This is a genomic window from Proteinivorax hydrogeniformans (assembly GCF_040515995.1).
Classification (GTDB): Bacteria; Bacillota; Proteinivoracia; order Proteinivoracales; family Proteinivoracaceae; genus Proteinivorax; species Proteinivorax hydrogeniformans.
In genome coordinates, this window is the sequence record NZ_CP159485.1 from 419,052 (window position 1) to 439,087 (window position 20,036).

Genomic DNA, 20,036 nt, shown 5'->3' on the forward strand with positions numbered 1-20,036 from the left:
GACCGACCGGTCGGTCAGATAACGTAAATTATAGAAATGGAGTGAAAAGCCTTGCTGCCCTTATTTAGTGTAAAAAAACCACATACCATAGTAGTAGCGGTAATAATAATTGCAATTTTAGGTTGGGTGTCTTTTGCCAATATGACAACTGAGTTAATGCCGAACATTAACCTGCCTTTTACTGTGATTACAACTTCCTATGCAGGAGCTAGTCCCGAGGAGGTAGAAAGTGTATTAACAAGGCCGATGGAACAGTCTATGGCCACCTTAAGTAATATTAGTGAAGTTAGTTCTGTATCTCAAGAGAATCTATCATTGATTATTTTAGAGTTTGAAGAAACTGCTAATATGGATTCTGCCATGATAGAAATACGAGAGAACTTAGATATGATTTCTGCTTCTATGCCTGATGAGGTAGGATCTTCCACAATAATGAGGTTAAATCCCGATATGATGCCTGTTATGTCGATAGCAGCATCAGTGGAGGGTCAAACTACTGCGGAAGCGTCACAGATGATAACGGATAATGTAATTTTAGATCTTGAAAGTGTAGAGGGCGTTGCTTCAGTAACTGCGTCAGGTTTAGGTGAGCATCAGATTGAAGTTATTCTAAGACAGGATAAAATCGACGAAGTTAACCAAGAAATACAACAGGAGATTATGAGCCAAATGGCTGCTCCAAACCAAGAGGATTTGCAACCATCGCCAAAAGAGCAGTTAGGTGATTTTGGAGGAAATTCTTTAGAAATAGATATCACAAAAGACATGGTTTCTGGAATACTATCAGGCCAAAATTTTAGTATGCCAGCAGGATATATCATTGAAGAAGGTGTTGATTATTTAGTAAGAACCGGAGATGATATTGAAGATATAGAGGAATTAAAGAACCTTAAAATTGTTCCTTCTCCTATGGAAGGCATTTCTTCTATAGTGCTAGAAGACGTAGCAGAAATTAACGTTATAAACAGCTCTGATGATTCTTACGCCAAGGTTAATGGTGAGGATGCAATAATAATAGATATCCAAAAACAAACAGATTACTCTACAGCAGGGGTAGCTCAAGATGTGCGAGAGCGCATGGATGAAATTATGGACACATACGAAGAAGTTAGCATGACTTCCCTTATGGACCAAGGCGAGTATGTCGATATGGTTATCTCTTCCATAACAAATAACCTAATTGCTGGTGCAGTGCTTGCTATATTTATTTTATTGTTATTTTTGAGAGACTTTAAGCCTACCATCGCTGTAGGTTTTGCAATCCCAGTTAGTTTGGTTGCAGCTTTTGTAATGATGTACTTTAGCAATGTTTCGCTTAACATTATTTCGATGGGTGGCCTAGCCCTAGGTGTAGGGATGCTGGTGGATAATTCCATCGTTGTAATTGAAAATATCTACAGGATGAGAAACGAAGGAAAAAACGCAAAAGATGCTGCTATAGAAGGTGCGAGACAGGTAGCAGGCGCGATTACCGCTTCTACTTTGACAACTGTTTCTGTTTTCGTGCCGATACTATTTACCCACGGATTGACTAGAGAAATATTTGGTGACATGGGTCTTACCATAGCTTATTCACTAGTGGCAAGTCTTCTTATTTCTCTAACATTAGTTCCAATGATAGCTTCTAATGTAATGACATCTAATAAGCAAAAAGAGCACAAAATATTAGATGCAATCAAAGTTAGATACACTAAGGTTCTAACCTTTTCGCTGCGTAGAAAGTGGCTTGTGTTAATAGTTGCTGTTGCGTTATTTATAGGAAGTATTTACGGAGCCTTTGGATTAGGGACAGAGTTTATGCCTGCAACTGACACCGGTCAGCTTAGCGTTAGCATGGAGCTAGAAGAGGATACAACTTTTGAAGAAGCTACAGAGAAATCTGATGAAATCATGGATCTAATCTATAACATAGAAGGGGTAGAAACAGTTGGAGCCTTTTTAGGTGGGGGCATGATGGGAATGGGCGGAAGTAGTGAGTCTATTTCTATGTATGTTCTCCTAGATGAAAGTGAACGTAGACCAACAAATGAAGTGGCCCAAGAAATTAGGAATGTTACGAGTCATTTTGAATCAGAGATAACTGTAAATGATGATAACATGGATATGGCAGCTACAACTGGTGCAGGAGTTTCCCTAAGCATTGTTGGTAGAGATTTAGATGTTTTAGAACAAACAGCAAAAGAAGTTGCAGAAATAATTGATGGCGTTGAAGGAACCATAAATGTTTCTGATGGCTTAGATAGAACTTCTCCAGAGTACAGCATTGTTGTAGACAAAGATAAGAGTATAGCCCATGGACTTACAGTGGCTCAAGTTTTTGCAGAAGTTAACAGCCTGCTTAGCGACAGCGGGGCGGCCACTACTTTATCTATTGGGTTAGATGATTACGATATTTTTGTAATGGATGATGAAAGTAAAGAAGGGGTTGGATATGAAGACCTAGAACAATTAACTATAGAATCTCCTCAAGGTAAAGAAGTGTTAATTACAGATATATCTTCCATCGAAGAAACGACAGGTTTTTCTTCGATTAACCGCTCAGGCCAGCAAAGATATGTTACAGTATCCGCAGAGGTTGAAGAAGGCTATAACATTGGACTTGTTAGTAATGAGATTGAAGATGCACTGGCGGACTATGAGCAACCTGAAGGTTACCGTATCGACATAGGTGGAGAGATGGAGATGATAATGGATGCATTTGCCGATCTGTTCTTAATGCTGGCATTAGGTATCACCTTTATCTATCTTATAATGGTAGCGCAGTTTCAGTCATTACTTTCACCGTTTATCGTTATGTTTACCATCCCGCTAGCATTTACCGGTGGTTTCTTAGCGCTAATTATAACTAGAAACCCTGTAAGCATAATTGGGTTTGTTGGACTTATAATATTAGCAGGTGTGGTTGTAAATAACGGAATTGTTTTTGTGGATTATATTAATAAACTTCGGGAATCTGGTATGGCAAAAAAAGAGGCAATTATTTTAGCTGGAAACACCAGGTTGCGCCCAATTGTTATGACTGCTATAACCACAATAATAGCCCTATCAACCATGTCCTTAGGAGTGGGCATGGGTATGGAAATGATACAGCCGATGGCAATTACGGCAGTTGGAGGGTTAATATACTCCACTGTGTTGACACTTATAATAATACCTGTACTTTACGATGCATTTAATAGAAAAGATACTTTAGGATAGGAAGTGTTTTTGATGCCCACTGAAAAGAAAAAAGAATTCATCTATGAGGCTGCTTTAAGCCTTATAGATGAAAGTGATGATGTAAGTAAAATCAAAGTGGTGGACATAGCTGAAAAAGCTAACATTGGCAAAGGTACAGTTTACGAGTATTTTAGCAGTAAAGAGCAGCTTATAGCTGAGTCTATCACTTACATGCTTAAAAAGTGGATTAACCATCTAGAAGATTCTTTTGGCGAGGAGCGCAGCTTTAAAGAAAACTATACCCTAATGTTAGAAAGTGTATTATCATTGATGGAGAAAAAGCATCGCACTATTTTAGGCTTTATATCGATGTCTGAGTCAGGAAGTCACTTATACAAGTCTCTCAACTCTTTGATGAAGGATAGTTTTGAGGAACTTCAAAAAAGTAACCTCCAATTTTATGAAAAGATAGTGGACAAGAGTGTAGAAGATGGAATTATTGAGGAAAAGCCTCCGTTATTTGACTGGTATTTTGCCATTTCTTCCTCTATATTGTGCGTTATTATCCATGAAAAGCACTTTGAAGGTGATGTGGGATATAATCATCAAGAGATAATTGAAAAGGCTTATAATACCTATATTAAACTGCTATCTTAACCAGATGTTGCATCTATCATTGACACACAAAAAAGGCTGGACCATATATAGCCAAAACAAATAAAAAAAGGTTCCGATCATCGACTTTTGATGATTGGAACCTTTTTACTGGATAAAACCGCAGGGCTTTATACTTGTTGTATTTACCCTGAGAATAATCGTTAAAACCCAGGTGACACAAGGGACTGGTATGCTGTCACCGAAGATGGCTACCCCCAATTGACCCCCAATTAATGCGCCCAAATGATGCTCCCCAATTGACGACCCCAATGACTGTAGGGGAGCAGTACCTGCTCCCGCACCTAACGTCCGCGCCCCAAAGCGGACAGCTACTGAGGTCCCAAACTGGTATCAAATCCAGACCCCGATGACAAAATCAAGATGGCCCCCTCGAAGAGGTAGGGGGCGACCTCAGTGTCGCCCCATCAGTAGATGGCCAGCGAATATGGACGCATTTAATATGTCAGTTCAGGATTAGCATATATTTCCGGGTTTGTAAGAAGCCTGGGCTGTTTCTCCACATGTTCGACATCTTTAACTTTGAGTCGACATTGTCATGTCTCTGACGTTAATGCAAGCCAGCTCAAAGTCAAAGCCTTACTCACAGGGAGAAAAGACGCCGCCTTCAATCAACCCCTCCAATATATAGCAAATCCTTCAGCAGAGGAAAAACCCAAATGCAGGGGTCTCAGGCTGACCCCAGACCCCACTAACCTAATTGGCCACGAAAACGTATAAATAAGCTACATGCTGGGACTAGGATCTAAAGATTTGAAATACTGAACTGATGCTGGGACTGAAGCCCAAAGTAGCTTGTCATTCTGAACGAAGTGAAGAATCTATGAACTTAAATATGTTAGTTCAGGATTAGCAATATATCTCCGGGTTTGCACGTAGGGGAGCAGTCTCCTGCTCCCGCACACAACGTCCGCGACCCAAAGCGGACAGCTACTTGAGGTCCCAAACTGGTATCAAATCCAGACCCCGATGGCCCAAATGCAGGGGTCGGTCTTTTAAAATTACCTTTCCTGAACTGTAGAAAGTTAATTTTGACAGGCTGACCCCACACCCCAAGTGAGAAGTGCAATGGCCACGGCGTACAGCCGTAATAATATGCAGCTTAATAAAACAGTGCCTATATTTTAGACCTTCTGCATTTAAAACCGGGTCCTTCCAAATATGGTTATCTAATATGAATGGGTTTGGACCCAGCATGTAACTTATTTCGTAATCTTTACCGTGGCTAATTAGTATTTAGTATTTGGCAGTTAGCAGGTGGTAAAAGCAAATACTGCCAGGCAGAACAAACCGCTCCTGATATCCTGTCCAACTAACCAACTAACCAATTGACTGCTGCATCTAGCACCGTCAGTTCAGGATTAGCATATATTTCCGGGTTTGTAAGAAGCCTAAGCTGTTTCTCCACATGTTCGACATCTTTAACTTTGAGTCGACATTGTCATGTCTCTGACGTTAATGCAAGATAGCTCAAAGTCAAAGCCTTACTCACAGGGAGAAAAGACGCCGCCTTCAATCAACCCCTCCAATATATAGCAAATCCTTCAGCAGAGGGAAGACCCCAATTGACAAAACCAAGGGACAATGGGGACTGCCGTACCTGTCCCCTCTGTCCCGAAGATAGGACGCTCGATAGTTTTAACGATAGTTAAACTATTGTTAAACAATTGCTTAGCCATCGCTAGACCATCGTTAAAATGAATGGGTTTGAACGACCAACTGACCAACTAACCAACTAACCAACTAACCAACTAACCAACTTATTTAATTATCATAAACCTTAAGAAAAGCTTTTTGCAATTCTTCGTCGGTTCCTAGACTGTTACAAGCACCGCACTGGGTTTTAAGGTCAGCTAATAGTTTAGGATTTTTATTGTTTATTAAACGGAAAGCTTGTCCTATTGCTTTAGACTGTACATTGGTATCTGAGGACAGCTGTAATAGTGCATTAAAGGTCTTTCTATTTAAATAAAAGTTACTTGTCTTATTTGGAAAGTTAACTCCTTCTATTATGGATGTTAAGGATTCTTCTAAAACATTGCCGATTGGATAGGCATGATTTCCACAAGTATACACAACACCATCAAAATCAACAAATAAATCACCATGATATTTTCCGTTGTCGTAGGCGTTTTCTCTTTGAATAAAGTGGGGGCAGCTAATGTTGAAAAGTTGCTCTTTGTCTTTATTTTCCAGCCTCCTGTTATCTAAACTTGCAGCATCTCCAATGTCCGCAACTTCTAGATGCTTAAGAAGCACTTTTCCTTTTGAGTTTGAATACATCTTTGTTTGATTTGAATAAACATACTCCATCTCCATATCAAGTTGATCCATTGCCGCTTGCAAAATTTTATTGGTAGAATTACTCCACAAACCACTAGAAGTAGCGGTAACTCTAAGCCTATGACCTATGGCGTCTAGACTATGTTTTTGACCGTAGCCTTGATTTAAAAACTCATCAATGACGTCAGATACTACTTGGACAGGGACGATATTATAAATTCCCGAGTTTGCTTTTGCTAGTGTTGTATGATTGTTGTCAACGCTAAAGTATATTCGGCTAAGACCAGCATTTTTAAGGCTTTTTACGATCTCTTTTGTGTCTAAATGGTATAGCCCAGCTTTTGTTAAGATATCTTTATTTAGCTCCTTGTACTTACCGAAGGCTCCCATTAGCCCTCCGTTTGTTACAATAGTAGGAAGCATCGACTTTTTGCTTGAATACTCTATTAAATGAAGGAGGCTATTATATTCAACTAACGGTTCGCCACCACTCCAGTAAGTTCCTATCATCCCTAAATTTGCGCCTTCGTCGATTATCTCTTTAATTTTACTGAAGGATAGCTTAGGCTGTTTGCCATTTTTAGAGCGTGTAGTACTGTTAAGACAGATTGGACAATCATTATTGCAGTCAGGTGTTAGTGCTATTTTAAGTTGTGCTGTAGGTTTAAACATGGATATAAATTCACTCCAATTTTTAAAATTTTCTAGATTAAATGGCTGTAAGGCACACTTTTACAATCCAAACTTAAAACTCATTCTAACAGATGAAGTTATACTGTCAACAGTGTATAGACAAACTACAAGAAAGCAACTTTTTAACACATAAACCTTGCAAAATTAGCAAAAACTAGATACAATTCTACTTACAATAGTTTTAGTTGTTACAATTATCCAGTCTATAGAAAGGTTGGATATAAATCGTATTTGAGGAGGAAAAAATTATGTTACCAACACCACATATTGAGTCGAAAAATAAGGACGAGATTGCAAAAACAGTGCTAATGCCGGGGGATCCTTTGCGAGCAAAATTCATTGCAGATACTTTTTTAGAGGATGTAAAACAGTTTAACAAGGTTAGAAATGTTTTAGGATATACCGGTACTTACAAAGGAAGAAGAATTTCAGTTATGGCAAGTGGTATGGGAATGCCAAGCATTGGAATTTATTCCTATGAGCTTTACAAGTTTTACGGAGTGGAAAACATTATTCGTATAGGTTCTTGTGGAGCATATACTCCAGATGTAAAGCTATATGATGTGATTTTGGCAAAGGATGCCTGGAGTGAGTCTAGCTTTGCAAAAGTGCAAGGCGGTTACGAAGGTGATGTTATCGAAGGAACTCCAGAATTAAACGAAAGGCTTCAAAAATACGCCGATGAGCTTAATATCCCTATGCATAGAGAAAGAATTCATTCTTCTGATGTATTTTATAGAGAAAACTTTGATGAATATAAAGAAATTTACGACAAGCACGGCTGCGTAGCTGTAGAAATGGAAGCTTTTGCACTTTTCCATAATGCTAGGGTAACCGGCAAAAAAGCAGCATGTATTCTTACTGTTTCAGATAACTTAGCAACAAAAGAAGAGACAACTTCTGACGAGCGACAAAACGCCTTTACAAACATGATGAAAATCGCTTTGGAAATGGCAGAGTAGTATTAAAGCTAAGCTTTGATTTTAAGAAGATAATGATAAAAACGAGTAGCCTAAGCAAAGCTGAGGCTACTCGTTTGTTCTTTTTTTGCAAAGACTTCGGTGGTATAACACTTAGCTAGGGATAGCCGGCATTAATAATCTATGCATTAAATAACTATTGATATAATAGTTTTGCTGCACAATACGTCTTTTAATGAATATAAATTATGTATATTAGTTAAAGAGGTTTTGATAATAAGGAGGTGTCTGTTTGACAGGTATAAATGTTTTTGAAGAGGCTCAGAAACAGATAAGGATAGCTTGTGAAAAGCTTGAAGTTGATAGAGGGTATTATGAAATTTTAAAGCAGCCTGAAAGAGTTATGGAGGTTTCGTTTCCTGTGAGGATGGATGATGGTAGGGTTGAAGTGTTTACAGGCTATAGATCGCAGCACGACGACACCCTAGGTCCTGCTAAGGGCGGAATTAGATTTCACCCTCTCGTTACTGCAGATGAGGTTAAAGCCCTGTCGATGTGGATGACCATAAAGTGCGCCCTAGTTGGCGTTCCCTTTGGTGGAGGTAAAGGGGGAGTGAACTGTAACCCCAAAAAGCTTTCCTATGGAGAGTTAGAGCGCATTGCACGGGGGTATATAAGAAGCATAGCTCCGATAGTAGGTAGCGAAAAAGATATACCGGCACCGGATGTTTATACCAACGAAAAAGTAATGGCTTGGATGGTCGATGAGTTTAGCAAACTAAAGGGATATACAGATTACGGTGTGGTAACTGGCAAACCCCTAATTTTGGGTGGGTCAGCAGCAAGGGATGAGGCAACGGCAATGGGTTGTTTTATTACAACCAAAGAAGCGCTAAAAAAATTTAATTTGTCGGTAAACAAGGCAACAGTTTGTATCCAAGGCTTTGGAAACGCTGGATTTAACTTAGCAAAAATCCTATTTGATTCAGGAGCAAAAATTATAGGTGTTAGCGATAGCAGGGGAGGGCTTTTCAATCCCGAAGGAATAAATCCAAAAGAGTTATTAGAAGTTAAAAATAGTAAAGGCTCTGTGGTATATGGAAGTGGCAAGGTTATAACAAATGAAGAGCTTTTAGAGTTAAATTGCGATGTTTTAATACCTGCTGCCTTAGAAAATCAAATCACCGAAAAAAATGTCCATAATATCAAAGCAAAAATAGTTTCTGAAGCAGCAAATGGACCAACAACTACTGCAGCTAGTAAGATATTATATAAAAAAGGGATATTAGTTGTTCCTGATATCTTAGCAAGTGCCGGGGGCGTAACAGTGTCTTATTTTGAATGGGTCCAAAACAAAACAGGGTACTATTGGGATTATGATGAAGTTACCCAGAAATTAGAAAAAATGATGGTTAATGCCTTTAAAGATATATTTGACATGCATCAGAAAAACCAAGTTGACATAAGAGAAGCGGCGTTTCTAATTGCTATTAAGCGGATAGTGGAAGGACTTAAATATAAGCTAAGTTAGAAAAGGATAATTCAACCAAAGACACCACATGCAAAAGCAAGTGGTATCTTTGGTTATTAATTTAACGCAAATTTTTAGGACAATTTTTAATGCTATGGTTGGATTTACAAAGAAAATGAGTTATAATATAACATAGTATGTGAAAAAAATAACAAAAAGAGGTGAGGGGATGAATTTTATCAGCTTTTCTGAAGAAAAGTGCGTAAATTGCTATAAATGTATTAGAGCATGTCATACAAAGGCAATTTCTGTATTTGGGGATCGTCAGGAAAATGATGAAGAGCGTTGTATATCCTGTGGCGAGTGCTATGTATCTTGTGAGCACGACGGCTTTTTTATAAAAGATAAGGTTCAGGAAGTAAAGGATGCCTTGTCATCTAATAAAAAGGTTATAGCAAGCTTAGCTCCTTCTTTTCCAGGCGCTTTTTCGTTAAAAGAAGGGGAGCAAATTGTTTCTGCGTTAAAAAAGCTAGGGTTTTATGCAGTGGAGGAAACAGCGGTTGGAGCTGATGTGATACTAGATAGTTATGAGGATTATACAGAAAACTCAACCCTAGATAATTTAATATCTACAAGCTGTCCTTCCGCTAACTATCTAGTTGAGAAATATTATCCCGAGCTTAAGAAATATATGATGCCGGTTGTATCACCGATGGTGGCCCATGGCAAATCCATACGCCAGTTTTACGGTGAGGATGTATATGTAGTTTTCATTGGTCCTTGTATAGCAAAAAAAGTAGAAGCTAAAGAACCACAATATGAAGGGATAATTAATTCTGTACTCACCTTTGTTGAACTACAAAAATGGTTTGAGGAAGAGAGCTTGGATTTGCAAAAATTTGATCCTCAACCTTTTGATAGAAAGGGAACCAACAAGGGGAAGTTAATTCCATGTAAAATAAAATTAGCGGAAGAGAAAAATAAAAGGTTCGAAAAACTGGTTGTGACGGGGGTAGAGCAGTGTAAAGAGTTACTAGAAAGCATTAAAAAAGGAGAGCTGAGCGGACTTTTTCTGGAAATGCTGTCCTGCGCTGGAGGCTGTATTGACGGCACCGGTATACCTAAAGATGCAGTCAGCTATCATGTTAGAAAAAAACGGGTAAGAGATTATATTAAAAAAAGTGATAATGAGGAAGGTTCTAACATTTGCAAAGAACCTATTGATATTAGTAGAAAGGTTTCAGCTAAAGAGGTTAAAGAGCACCAGTACACTAACGCACAGATCCTAGGTGTGCTAAACAGCATGGGAAAAAACAAAAAAGAAGATGAACTTAACTGTAACGCCTGCGGATATGGTACGTGTAGGGAGTTGGCAGAATCCATTTTAAGAGGAAGTTCCCATGTTAATATGTGCCTTCCTTATATGCGTTCCAAAGCAGAAAGTTTAAAGAATGTAATTTTTGACCACAGTCCTAATGCAATTTTTATGGTCGGCTTTGACTTAACTGTCAAAGAGTTTAACCCTGCATCTGAAAAGTTATTTAACAAAAATGTAGAAAAAATCAAAGGTAAAAGAATAGGCGAGGTAATATCCGAAGAAATTTTTGAGAAGGTGCTGGAGACAAAATCCAACATGATAGGCAAAAAAATAGAATACTCTCAACATGGAGTTATCCTAATTGCCAACATTATATATTTAAAGGAACAAAGCGTATTAATGACAATAATGACTGACGTAACTTCTGAAGAAAAGAATAAAGAAGAGTTAGTTAGGGTTAAGAAAAACACCCTAGATGTGGCCCAAAGCGTTATAGATAAACAAATGAGAGTAGCACAAGAGGTGGCTGGACTTTTAGGCGAAACTACAGCAGAAACAAAAGTTGCCTTGACAAAACTTAAAGATATAGTGATTGAGGAGCGGGGGAATGAGTGATGGACTTCTTTTTAGACTATGCTTATGACAATATAAATAAACACAATGAAGAGTTATGTGGGGACAACATTGAAGTTATCGAAACAGATGAAAATATTATAATAATATTAGCTGACGGCTTAGGAAGTGGCGTCAAAGCAAACATTTTAGCTACCATGACCACAAAGATTGCTGGAACGATGCTTAAAGGAGGGGCAACCATCTACGAGACTGTGGAAACCATAGCGAGCACCCTGCCTGTCTGCAACGTCCGCAAACTTGCTTATTCTACCTTTGCGATTTTAAAAATATCAAAAAATGGTAAAGCTCATATCATTGAGTATGATAATCCACCAGTCTTCTTTATAAGAAACAGCAGGTTGGTTGAACTAGAAAAAAAAGAGAGAGTCATGCACGGCAAAAAAATTCTTGAAAGTGAAACCCAGTTAAAAAAAGAGGATATGCTGATATTAGTAAGTGATGGCGCTATTCATGCAGGGGTTGGTGGCGTGCTTAACTTAGGGTGGAAATGGGAAAATGTAGCGGAATACCTAATCAAGCAATCAAAGATTGAAAAGTGTGCCAAGGTAATATCTAAAAGATTGATAGATACTTCAAACTTTTTATATAATGAAAAACCAGGCGATGATACATCAGCTTTTGTTGTAAAAATGCGTCAACCTGAAATCTTGCAAATCTTCTCCGGTCCACCTAAAGATAAAAATGACGACCATCTGCTAGTAGATAAGTTCTTAAACTCTAGAGGGAAAAAGGTGGTTTGTGGCGGAACTGCGGCAAATATAATAAGTAGAGAAACAAAAAAGGAGATAAAAGTTGATGTAAAATCTGGAACTTCTGAAGTTCCTCCTATTGCCAAAATTGAAGGTATAGATCTGGTGACAGAAGGGGTAATTACGCTTACAAAGGTGCTAGAAAACATCGAAGAGTATTTGGTTGACACTCATTTAAAAGAATCTACTTGGGATTTAAAAGCTAAAGATGGAGCTTCTCTTTTAACTAAAATGTTTATAGAGGATTGTACTCATATTAAATTTTATGTAGGGCAGGCAATAAATCCAGCCCACCAAAACCCTGACTTGCCTAACTTAGGAATTAAAATCCAGGTTATCCAGGGAATAGCAGAGCAGTTAGAAGGCATGGGCAAAAAAGTGTCTATAGATTTTTATTAAAACTAAAGGGGGATTTATAATGAAGACGATAAATGTATGTATCGGCAGTGCATGTCATTTAAAAGGGGCATATGATGTAATTAATAAGTTTGAAAAAATACTAGAGGAAAGAAAGTTAGAAGATAAAGTAGAACTTAAGGCAGCATTTTGTTTGGGTGAATGCACTAAAGCAGTGTCAGTAAAAATAGATGATGGCCCTATCCATTCTCTAACAGCTGACAAAGTGGAAGAATTTTTAGAAAAAGAGGTACTTTAAGGGGATTAATACTTAACTTGGAGAGGAAGGGAAAAATGAGAAAATTTGACAATAAAGTACAAGAAATGAAGTATGAGGTCCTTAAAGAGATATCCAAAGCAGCATTTGCTGGAAATCTAGAAAAGGAAATTGCCAATATTCCAAAGATAATTGATCCAGGTCCAGAACCTAGGATAAGATGCTGTATCCATAAAGATAGGGTTGTTACCTTAGAGCGGATAAAAGTAGCTTTAGGTGGCAATGAAAATAATAGTAATAATATTGAGGTAATCGATGAGGCATGTGATGAGTGCTTTGCAACTAGATATGTAGTTACAGAAGCATGTAGGGGCTGCTTAGCTCACCGCTGTATTTCTGCCTGTCCTGTTGGCGCCATTGATTTTGTACATCATAGGGCGAAAATAGATGGACAAAAGTGTATTGAATGCGGTAAATGTAGAGATGTATGTCCATATAACGCCATAATAGATGTGATGCGACCTTGTAAAAAGGCATGTAAAGTGGATGCCATAAGTATTAACGAAGATAAAAAAGCGGTTATAGATGATGAAAAGTGTATCCAGTGCGGGGCGTGTGTATATCAATGTCCTTTTGGTGCGATAATGGATAAATCATATATAACCGATGTTATAGATTTGCTAAAAAATGCAGATGAGAACAATAAAATTTATGCAATCATAGCTCCAGCTATATCAAGCCAATTTACTTACGCTAGTATAGGCCAAGTAATAAATGGCATTAAAAAACTAGGGTTTCATGATGTGGTGGAAGTTGCGCTAGGTGCAGACATGGTTGCAGTTAAAGAAACCGAAGAGTACGCAGAAAATATAGAAAGCAAAAAAACAATTACCAGTTCATGTTGTCCTTCCTTTGTTCAATATATTTTAAAAGAATATCCGCAGCTTAAAGGACATATTTCAACCATGGTTTCTCCTATGATAGCGGTATCTAGGCTTATAAAAAACCTAGACCCAAAAGGAAAAGTAGTGTTTATAGGGCCGTGCACTGCTAAAAAAATGGAGATAGAACAAGAGGATCTTAAAGGAGCAACAGATTTCGTTTTAACATTTGAAGAGCTTGCAGCTATGATAGATTCTAAAGAAATAGAGTTACAAAACTTAGAAGAGGGATTGCTAGATAACGCATCTTTCTACGGAAGAATTTTTGCCCGCTCTGGTGGCCTTACAGAGGCCGTGAGAAATGTTATAAAACAAGAGAAGTTAGATGTGCCATATAATCCTGTAAGCTGTGATGGGATCGATGAATGTGATAAGGTGCTGAAAAAACTTAAGTTTAATCGCTGCGACAATACCTTCGTTGAAGGTATGGCCTGTAAAGGTGGTTGTATCGGTGGAGCGGCTTCTTTAAGTCATGGGCCTAAAGACAAAAGCCAAGTTGACAAATATGGTAAGCTGGCTTTAGAACCGGACACAAAGTCCTCGCTGAGAGTTTTTGATATTGAGGCAATTGATTTTCATAGAAAGTTTTAAGGAATGAAGGATTAAAAAAACAAAGGGGCCGCCTTCTTTAGGAAAAATCCTGTTTTGAGGCAGCCCCTTTGAATTGATTTAATTGTTTTTTAGCACAGTGATACTTTTAATTACTACATCATTTTGGTCCGCTTTTGTGCCGGCAATATTGTCTAGAGTTTCTTCGCCTTCTATTAATTTTCCAAAGGCTGCATAACCCCCATCAAGATGGGGCACCTCATCGCCATGAACGATAAAGAATTGACTGCTAGCTGAGTTAGGGTCATGGCTTCGGGCCATGGAGATAACGCCTTTTGTGTGGTTTAGGGTGTTTTGAGTAAACCCATTATCTGCAAATTCACCGGTTATGGTTCTTTGAGCTCCGCCGGTGCCATCTCCGTTGGGGTCTCCACCTTGAATCATAAACCCTTCTATTATTCTATGAAATGTTAAGCCGTCATAAAAGCCAGATAAGGCTAGTTCAAGGAAGTTTTCCACCGTCTTAGGCGCATGTGCAGGATAGAGCTCCAGCACCATTTTTCCACCATCTTCCATTTCTATTTGAACCTTGGGGTTATCTCCTTCTAAAATTTCTTGGGCAGTATCTTCAGGATCATTACTGCTACACCCTACTATCATCAACACTGCAAATAAAGCAATTATTAATGTGTATTTTTTCATTCTTTACCCTCCTTTAGTGACTGCTACATCGGTCTAATTTTTGATTTATTGCTTTATTAATTCTATCATATAACTTAGATATTCTCTATGTATTTTTATTATAGTTTACTAAGTTTAGAAAAAATGATAATATATTAAACAAAATAAACTCACTAAATAAAGGAGTGTTTTTTTTGGGCATAAAAGTTGTAGTTGATAGCACATCCTATATACCAGAAGATATAGTTAAATCTTATGATATATCTGTTGTGCCTTTAAGTGTTGTTTTTGAGAGTGGAGAAGTGTATAAAGAGAGCTCTATAACCAACAAAGAGTTTTATGAAAAGCTTGAAGCTGCTGATGAGATTCCTAAGTCTTCACAGCCTTCTGTAGAGGAATTATACGAGACCTTTGAGAAAATAATTAAAAGTGGAGAGGAAATTATAGGGGTTTTTATTTCGTCTGAAATGAGTGGTACATATAGCACAGCTAACATGGTAAAGGATATGATTTTAAAGGATTATCCTGAAGCTAGTATTAAACTTATAGATTCTAGATCTAACTGTATGCAACTAGGCTTTGCTGCCATAACTGCTGCAAAAGCTGCAAAAGAAGGTAAAAAAATAGATGAAGTTGTTAGTTTAGTAGAAAAAAATATAGTTAAAAGCAGGTTTATCTTTACTCCAGATACGCTGGATTACCTGAAAAAAGGTGGTAGAATCGGTGCGGCATCAGCGCTTTTGGGTTCTTTTTTAAATATTAAACCCATACTTACTGTCACTGACGGTAAAACTGATGTTATAACTAAAATTAGAGGTAAGAAAAAGACTGTAAATAAAATAGTAGATATCTTTGTCCAAGACGTTAAAGAATATGGGTTTGGAGATGCCATAATACATCACATAAATTGCGAGCAGGAAGCTAAGGAACTAGCAGACAAAATAAAGAAAATCATAGGTGAGACACTACCTATATGCTCCATAGGTCCTGTGATTGGGGCCCATGTGGGGCCAGGATCATTAGGAGTTGCCTATTTTACTAAAAAGAATTGGGACTAGGATTATCCTCGTCCCTTTTTCACGTATAAACCGAGAGTTTTCTCTTTATTTAATTTGTACTTTGATTAAAGGGAAATGCGGATCATATATAGAATCTAATTAAAGGCTTGAAGTTTCACTTTATCAAGTTACTTTATAGGGAGGCTTCCATGAAAAAGTTAAGGGTAAATAATGTTTTTGTCTTTATACTAGGTCTGCTATGTTTGAGCCTTGGAGTTGTGCTAGTGATTAAGTCTGATTTAGGTGTATCGGTAGCTACATCTTTACCTTATGTAGTTAGTTTGCAATTTACTGCGATTAGCTTTGGAATGTGGAACTATATAATACATGGGCTAGTCCTTTTGCTACTAGCTGTAATTGTAAAAAGATTGACGGTAAAGTATTTAATGTCTTTTCTAGTGGCATTTTTATTTGGAACAGCTATAGACTTGTTTTACATGATGTTAGAACCAGTTTCTGCAGATGCCTTTATTGAAAAAGTAGGGTTATTTATACTTGGGTCTATAGTTATATCTATCGGGGTGGCTTCTTTTATAAAGAGTAATTATCCAATTTTGCCATTTGATACATTTGTAAAAGAAATTTGCTTAGTAAAGAATATAAGGATATCAAAGTTTAAAACTGGATTTGATTTGGTGATATTTTCGCTATCTATAAGCTTTAGCTTAATTTTCTTTAGGGCTATCGAGGGTTTGCATATAGGAACACTTGTATCTGCAGCTATTTTAGGTAGTATGATAGGTCTTTGTTTAAAGCTGTTGAATAACTATGTAGAGGGTACAACGTTTTTCCCCGAAGAGAAAACAAAGATTTTGTTAGATTTAAACCTTCTAAACATAAGGCCTAAAAGCGGGCAACAAGGAGAAAATCTTAAGAAATAAGTAAAAAAATTGATATATAAAATAACTTAGGAGGTATATTTGTGAAACTTATAGTTGCGGTCTTAGAAAGCAGGGACTTCGCAAATCTTCGTCATGATTTGCTGGAGAATGGACATCCAGTAACTTTACTATCTAGCAGCGGGGGTTTTTTAAAAGAAGGCAACTCCACAGTTCTGATAGGAGTGGAAGAGAACAAAGTTTCCGCAGTTTTGGATATTATCGAAGCTAATTGCCGGGATAATAAGAGAGTAAACACTCCGCCTATTTTTGGGAAAAAGGCGGAAGGTGGAAATCTTCCCATAGAGCTTACCATTGGAGGAGCAACTGTATTTGTTTTAGATGTAGAGCAGTTTATAAAAGTTTAGCAACTAAATATACAATAAAAAAAGTGTGGGAACTTTTATCCCGCACTTTTTTATTTAGTGAAATACTTAGGGTTTTCGTTCGTTTCTTAATTAAACTTTATTGAATAACGATAAAAATATATTGCAATTCAGAATATTATACCGTATAATAGACATAAGAATATTAAAAGGGGTGGTATAATGAATAAGTTTTTGTTGGGGGCTTTAAATGGGTTGCTAGTGTTAACTAGTATGATTGTGCTTGCATTATGTATATTTGTTTTGCCGAATATGGCAGACGTTACAGTGGAGCTTTTTCCAGAAGCTGACTACTTGAAGTATCCGATTTTGGTTGGGATTTATTTAACCTGTATACCTTTTTATGCAGGGATATTCCAAACATTTAAGTTGTTAAATTTAATTCAAAAAGAAAGTGCATTCACCGAGAAGGCGGCAAAGTCGCTGGGCATAATTAGCTACTGTGCTGGTGCTGTTATCGCAGCTTACATTGCTGGAACATTATATCTTGGCTTACAAAATGCCTTGCCGCCAGGTGTAATAATGCTAGGGTTTACAATTATTTTTACTTCCTTTGTTATAGCGCTATTTGCATTAGTGCTAAAATTGTTATTAATTAAGGTGATAGCAATTAAAAAAGAAAATGACCTTGTGATATAGTAAAGAATTTAGCTTATGCAAAGGATTTCCTCCCGGACTAAGGGAGGTTTTTTTACTAAAAATATAAAGGAGATAGATTGCAATTATCGAACAAGTATATAGCTGATGGTTATAAGACTATTATAGAATGGGGATGGTATAGTGGATAAGATTAGAAAAGGTTTGTTACGTTATGCTACAGGGATAGAGGTTGTTTTGGCAGTGCTAATTTTACTGGGGGTGACAATTGCCTTAAGCTCTGTGTTGCGCTACCTTGCAATAATTCCGCAAACTGATATATATGACATTTATGAGGTTTTACAAAAGTTTTTGAGTATAGCTTTACTTTTGATTATCGGAATTGAGCTTGTGCTAATGTTACTAACCCACTCTGCAACTAGCGTGCTAGAACTTGTTCTTTTTGCAATTGCTCGTAAGATGCTTGTTTATAGCGAAACCATGCTAGAACTGTTAATAGCTGCTGCAGCGATTGCTATTGTCTTTGCGGTAAAGAAATATTTGCTTGATTCTAAGCATTTGTTGAGGGAAAAACAAGATTTGTTGAGCTATAAAAATGTCAATAGTGAAAAAAAAGAAAAATAAAACGTCGCAAAAAAAGGAAGTACTAAAAGATCTAATCAATTGTCTGCCAGAGGATGAACAAGAAATAAGAGAAGGAAAAGAGTTCAAGTTGGGAGATCTAAGGTTAAGGATAGTTTCTATAGTAGATGGAGTTATCAAGGATATTCATGTTGAAAAACAAAGGTCTGCAGATGGGAGCGACAATACTTAACTTTAAAGATTTTAAGTTTTCTTTAAGAAGCGTGAAAAACATGTCTAGTTATAGTAAAATACTATTAAGTGCTATGGCTACATATAAATATCTAAATCAAATAAGGGAGGAATTTAAGTGTCAAAAAACATCGAGAGATATGCAGATTTGCTGGTACGAATCGGAATAAATATCCAAGAAAACCAGGTATTGGTGATAAACTCTCCAATTGACTGCGCAGAATTTGCCAGAATCGTCTCTATTAAAGCCTATGAGGCTGGAGCTAGAGAAGTTGTTATGAGATGGAATGATGAAAAATCGACAAAAATTCGTTATGAAATGGCTAACGATGAAGTATTTGACGAGTTTCCAAATTGGGCAAAGCAGCAAATGAATGAGCTTGCGGAAAAGGATGCAGCCTTTTTGAGCATTGCTGCCTCAGACCCTGAACTTATGAAGGATGTGGACCCTAAAAAAATAAGCCGACAAAACAAAGCGGGAAGTATAGCTTTGGAAGCCTATAGAACAAGGCTTATGAGTAATAAAAATGTATGGTGTGTTGCATCTATACCTACCGAAGCATGGGCTAAAAAAGTATTTCCTAATGACAGCACCGAAAACGCTATGGAAAAGCTATGGGAGGCAATTTTTAAAGCTGTACGAGCAGATAAAGATGATCCGGTTAAAGCTTGGGTTCAGCATCAAAATGATTTAGATTCAAGACTTAAATTTTTAAATGAAAATAAATTTAAGTCGCTAAGGTTTAAAAATAGCTTAGGAACAGACATCACAACCGAACTACCTAAAGACCATGTATGGGTAGGCGGTGGAAGTGAGGCTCCAAAAGGATACACCTTTGTGGCTAATATGCCTACTGAAGAGGTATTTACCATGCCAAAGCTCGATGGAGTAAATGGCAAAGTAGTAAGCTCCATACCACTAAATTACAATGGTAATCTTATAGATGACTTCACCTTAACCTTCAAAGATGGCTTAGTAGTGGATTATACAGCAAAAAAAGGTGAAAACTCTCTAAAAGAGCTGCTAAACACCGACGATGGGGCAAAAAGATTAGGTGAAGTGGCCTTAGTTCCTTACGATTCACCGATATCAAACCAAAACATATTATTTTACAACACTTTATTCGATGAAAATGCATCGTGCCACTTTGCCTTAGGAAAAGCTTATTCAAGCTGCGTAAAAGGCGGAGATGACATGAGCAAAGAAGAGCTAAAAGAAGTGGGCGCAAATGACTCCCTAACCCATGTTGATTTTATGATTGGAACAGAAGACCTTGAGATAATGGGAATTAAAGAAGACGGCACCGAGACCTTGGTGTTTGATAAAGGAAACTTTGTCCAGTTTAGCTAACTTAGCTTTATTGCAAAAAGTCACCTTCTCTACGTAATTTTTTTGCGTTTGGAGTTGGTGACTTTTCTTAAGTTATAAAGGGGAATAGCAGCCACTATTCTAATCTTTATTTAGGGTCAAAAATAAAAAAACTAAAATTCCCCATTGACTATATCTTAAATTTGTTATATACTAAATTTTGTTGTCGGGGCGTAGCGCAGTTTGGTAGCGCATCTGGTTTGGGACCAGAGGGTCGGGGGTTCAAATCCCTCCGCCCCGACCATTA

The 20,036-nt window shown here is 37.5% G+C and carries 17 protein-coding genes and 1 tRNA gene; 16 read left to right on the plus strand and 2 right to left on the minus strand.

What is annotated here, in order from left to right; genetic code table 11:
* Positions 1–51: 51 nt before the first annotated feature.
* A complete protein-coding gene (locus PRVXH_RS02065; protein WP_353893659.1) occupies positions 52–3,198 on the plus strand; it encodes an efflux RND transporter permease subunit in 3,147 nt (1,048 codons plus the stop codon).
* 12 nt (positions 3,199–3,210) lie between these two features.
* Positions 3,211–3,816: a TetR/AcrR family transcriptional regulator gene (locus tag PRVXH_RS02070; RefSeq protein WP_353893660.1), complete on the plus strand. Its 606-nt coding sequence runs from the start codon at positions 3,211–3,213 to the stop codon at positions 3,814–3,816.
* A 1,782-nt stretch (positions 3,817–5,598) separates the two neighbouring features.
* Here PRVXH_RS02070 and PRVXH_RS02075 read toward each other — a convergent pair.
* The gene (locus tag PRVXH_RS02075) at positions 5,599–6,789 is read right to left on the minus strand and encodes a radical SAM protein (RefSeq protein ID WP_353893661.1); all 1,191 of its coding nucleotides are present in this window, start codon (positions 6,787–6,789) and stop codon (positions 5,599–5,601) included.
* Between the two features lie 269 nt (positions 6,790–7,058).
* Between PRVXH_RS02075 and deoD the strand changes: the two genes are divergently transcribed.
* The 6 genes from deoD to PRVXH_RS02105 all read left to right on the plus strand — a co-directional run bounded on the left by deoD (position 7,059) and on the right by PRVXH_RS02105 (position 14,049).
* On the plus strand, positions 7,059–7,772 hold the full coding sequence (deoD, locus tag PRVXH_RS02080; RefSeq protein WP_353893662.1) for a purine-nucleoside phosphorylase: 714 nt from the start codon (positions 7,059–7,061) through the stop codon (positions 7,770–7,772).
* A gap of 250 nt (positions 7,773–8,022) precedes the next feature.
* Entirely contained in the window at positions 8,023–9,261 is a 1,239-nt protein-coding gene (locus tag PRVXH_RS02085; RefSeq protein ID WP_353893663.1) for a Glu/Leu/Phe/Val dehydrogenase, read from the plus strand.
* A 169-nt stretch (positions 9,262–9,430) separates the two neighbouring features.
* Positions 9,431–11,134, plus strand: coding sequence for a [Fe-Fe] hydrogenase large subunit C-terminal domain-containing protein (locus tag PRVXH_RS02090; RefSeq protein ID WP_353893664.1), 1,704 nt, complete (start codon positions 9,431–9,433; stop codon positions 11,132–11,134).
* On the plus strand, positions 11,134–12,303 hold the full coding sequence (locus tag PRVXH_RS02095; RefSeq protein ID WP_353893665.1) for a SpoIIE family protein phosphatase: 1,170 nt from the start codon (positions 11,134–11,136) through the stop codon (positions 12,301–12,303). Before PRVXH_RS02090 ends, PRVXH_RS02095 begins: the two co-directional genes overlap by 1 nt.
* A 19-nt stretch (positions 12,304–12,322) precedes the next feature.
* The gene (locus PRVXH_RS02100) at positions 12,323–12,559 is read left to right on the plus strand and encodes a (2Fe-2S) ferredoxin domain-containing protein (RefSeq protein ID WP_353893666.1); all 237 of its coding nucleotides are present in this window, start codon (positions 12,323–12,325) and stop codon (positions 12,557–12,559) included.
* 35 nt (positions 12,560–12,594) lie between these two features.
* Positions 12,595–14,049 carry a 4Fe-4S dicluster domain-containing protein gene (locus tag PRVXH_RS02105; protein WP_353893667.1) on the plus strand — a complete coding sequence of 485 codons (1,455 nt, stop codon included), beginning with the start codon at positions 12,595–12,597 and terminating at the stop codon, positions 14,047–14,049.
* Positions 14,050–14,127: 78 nt separating this feature from the next.
* Here PRVXH_RS02105 and PRVXH_RS02110 read toward each other — a convergent pair whose 3' ends face one another.
* Positions 14,128–14,709: a peptidylprolyl isomerase gene (locus PRVXH_RS02110; RefSeq protein ID WP_353893668.1), complete on the minus strand. Its 582-nt coding sequence runs from the start codon at positions 14,707–14,709 to the stop codon at positions 14,128–14,130.
* Between the two features lie 173 nt (positions 14,710–14,882).
* Here PRVXH_RS02110 and PRVXH_RS02115 point away from each other — a divergent pair, with 173 nt between their 5' ends.
* From PRVXH_RS02115 to PRVXH_RS02150, 8 genes are all read left to right on the plus strand, one after another.
* Positions 14,883–15,746, plus strand: a complete 864-nt coding sequence (locus PRVXH_RS02115; RefSeq protein ID WP_353893669.1) for a DegV family protein — start codon at positions 14,883–14,885, stop codon at positions 15,744–15,746.
* 149 nt (positions 15,747–15,895) lie between these two features.
* Positions 15,896–16,627: a DUF6198 family protein gene (locus PRVXH_RS02120; protein ID WP_353893670.1), complete on the plus strand. Its 732-nt coding sequence runs from the start codon at positions 15,896–15,898 to the stop codon at positions 16,625–16,627.
* Between the two features lie 41 nt (positions 16,628–16,668).
* Entirely contained in the window at positions 16,669–16,992 is a 324-nt protein-coding gene (locus tag PRVXH_RS02125) for a cyclic-di-AMP receptor (protein ID WP_353893671.1), read from the plus strand.
* A gap of 180 nt (positions 16,993–17,172) precedes the next feature.
* Positions 17,173–17,649, plus strand: a complete 477-nt coding sequence (locus tag PRVXH_RS02130; protein WP_353893672.1) for a DUF2975 domain-containing protein — start codon at positions 17,173–17,175, stop codon at positions 17,647–17,649.
* Positions 17,650–17,790: 141 nt separating this feature from the next.
* Positions 17,791–18,231 carry a hypothetical protein gene (locus tag PRVXH_RS02135; RefSeq protein ID WP_353893673.1) on the plus strand — a complete coding sequence of 147 codons (441 nt, stop codon included), beginning with the start codon at positions 17,791–17,793 and terminating at the stop codon, positions 18,229–18,231.
* Positions 18,203–18,421, plus strand: a complete 219-nt coding sequence (locus PRVXH_RS02140; RefSeq protein ID WP_353893674.1) for a hypothetical protein — start codon at positions 18,203–18,205, stop codon at positions 18,419–18,421. The genes PRVXH_RS02135 and PRVXH_RS02140 overlap by 29 nt, the downstream gene beginning before the upstream one ends.
* A 117-nt stretch (positions 18,422–18,538) precedes the next feature.
* Entirely contained in the window at positions 18,539–19,771 is a 1,233-nt protein-coding gene (locus PRVXH_RS02145; protein WP_353893675.1) for an aminopeptidase, read from the plus strand.
* 185 nt (positions 19,772–19,956) lie between these two features.
* Positions 19,957–20,033 (plus strand) — tRNA-Pro (locus PRVXH_RS02150).
* Positions 20,034–20,036: the final 3 nt, after the last annotated feature.

Coding starts and splice junctions, on each gene's coding strand:
- PRVXH_RS02090 (WP_353893664.1), top strand. CDS start 9,431: ATGAATTTTATCAGCTTTTCTGAAGAAAAGTGCGTAAATTGCTATAAA.
- PRVXH_RS02075 (WP_353893661.1), bottom strand. CDS start 6,789: ATGTTTAAACCTACAGCACAACTTAAAATAGCACTAACACCTGACTGC.
- PRVXH_RS02120 (WP_353893670.1), top strand. CDS start 15,896: ATGAAAAAGTTAAGGGTAAATAATGTTTTTGTCTTTATACTAGGTCTG.
- PRVXH_RS02140 (WP_353893674.1), top strand. CDS start 18,203: ATGTCAATAGTGAAAAAAAAGAAAAATAAAACGTCGCAAAAAAAGGAA.
- PRVXH_RS02130 (WP_353893672.1), top strand. CDS start 17,173: ATGAATAAGTTTTTGTTGGGGGCTTTAAATGGGTTGCTAGTGTTAACT.
- PRVXH_RS02110 (WP_353893668.1), bottom strand. CDS start 14,709: ATGAAAAAATACACATTAATAATTGCTTTATTTGCAGTGTTGATGATA.
- PRVXH_RS02100 (WP_353893666.1), top strand. CDS start 12,323: ATGAAGACGATAAATGTATGTATCGGCAGTGCATGTCATTTAAAAGGG.
- PRVXH_RS02105 (WP_353893667.1), top strand. CDS start 12,595: ATGAGAAAATTTGACAATAAAGTACAAGAAATGAAGTATGAGGTCCTT.
- PRVXH_RS02095 (WP_353893665.1), top strand. CDS start 11,134: ATGGACTTCTTTTTAGACTATGCTTATGACAATATAAATAAACACAAT.
- deoD (WP_353893662.1), top strand. CDS start 7,059: ATGTTACCAACACCACATATTGAGTCGAAAAATAAGGACGAGATTGCA.
- PRVXH_RS02070 (WP_353893660.1), top strand. CDS start 3,211: ATGCCCACTGAAAAGAAAAAAGAATTCATCTATGAGGCTGCTTTAAGC.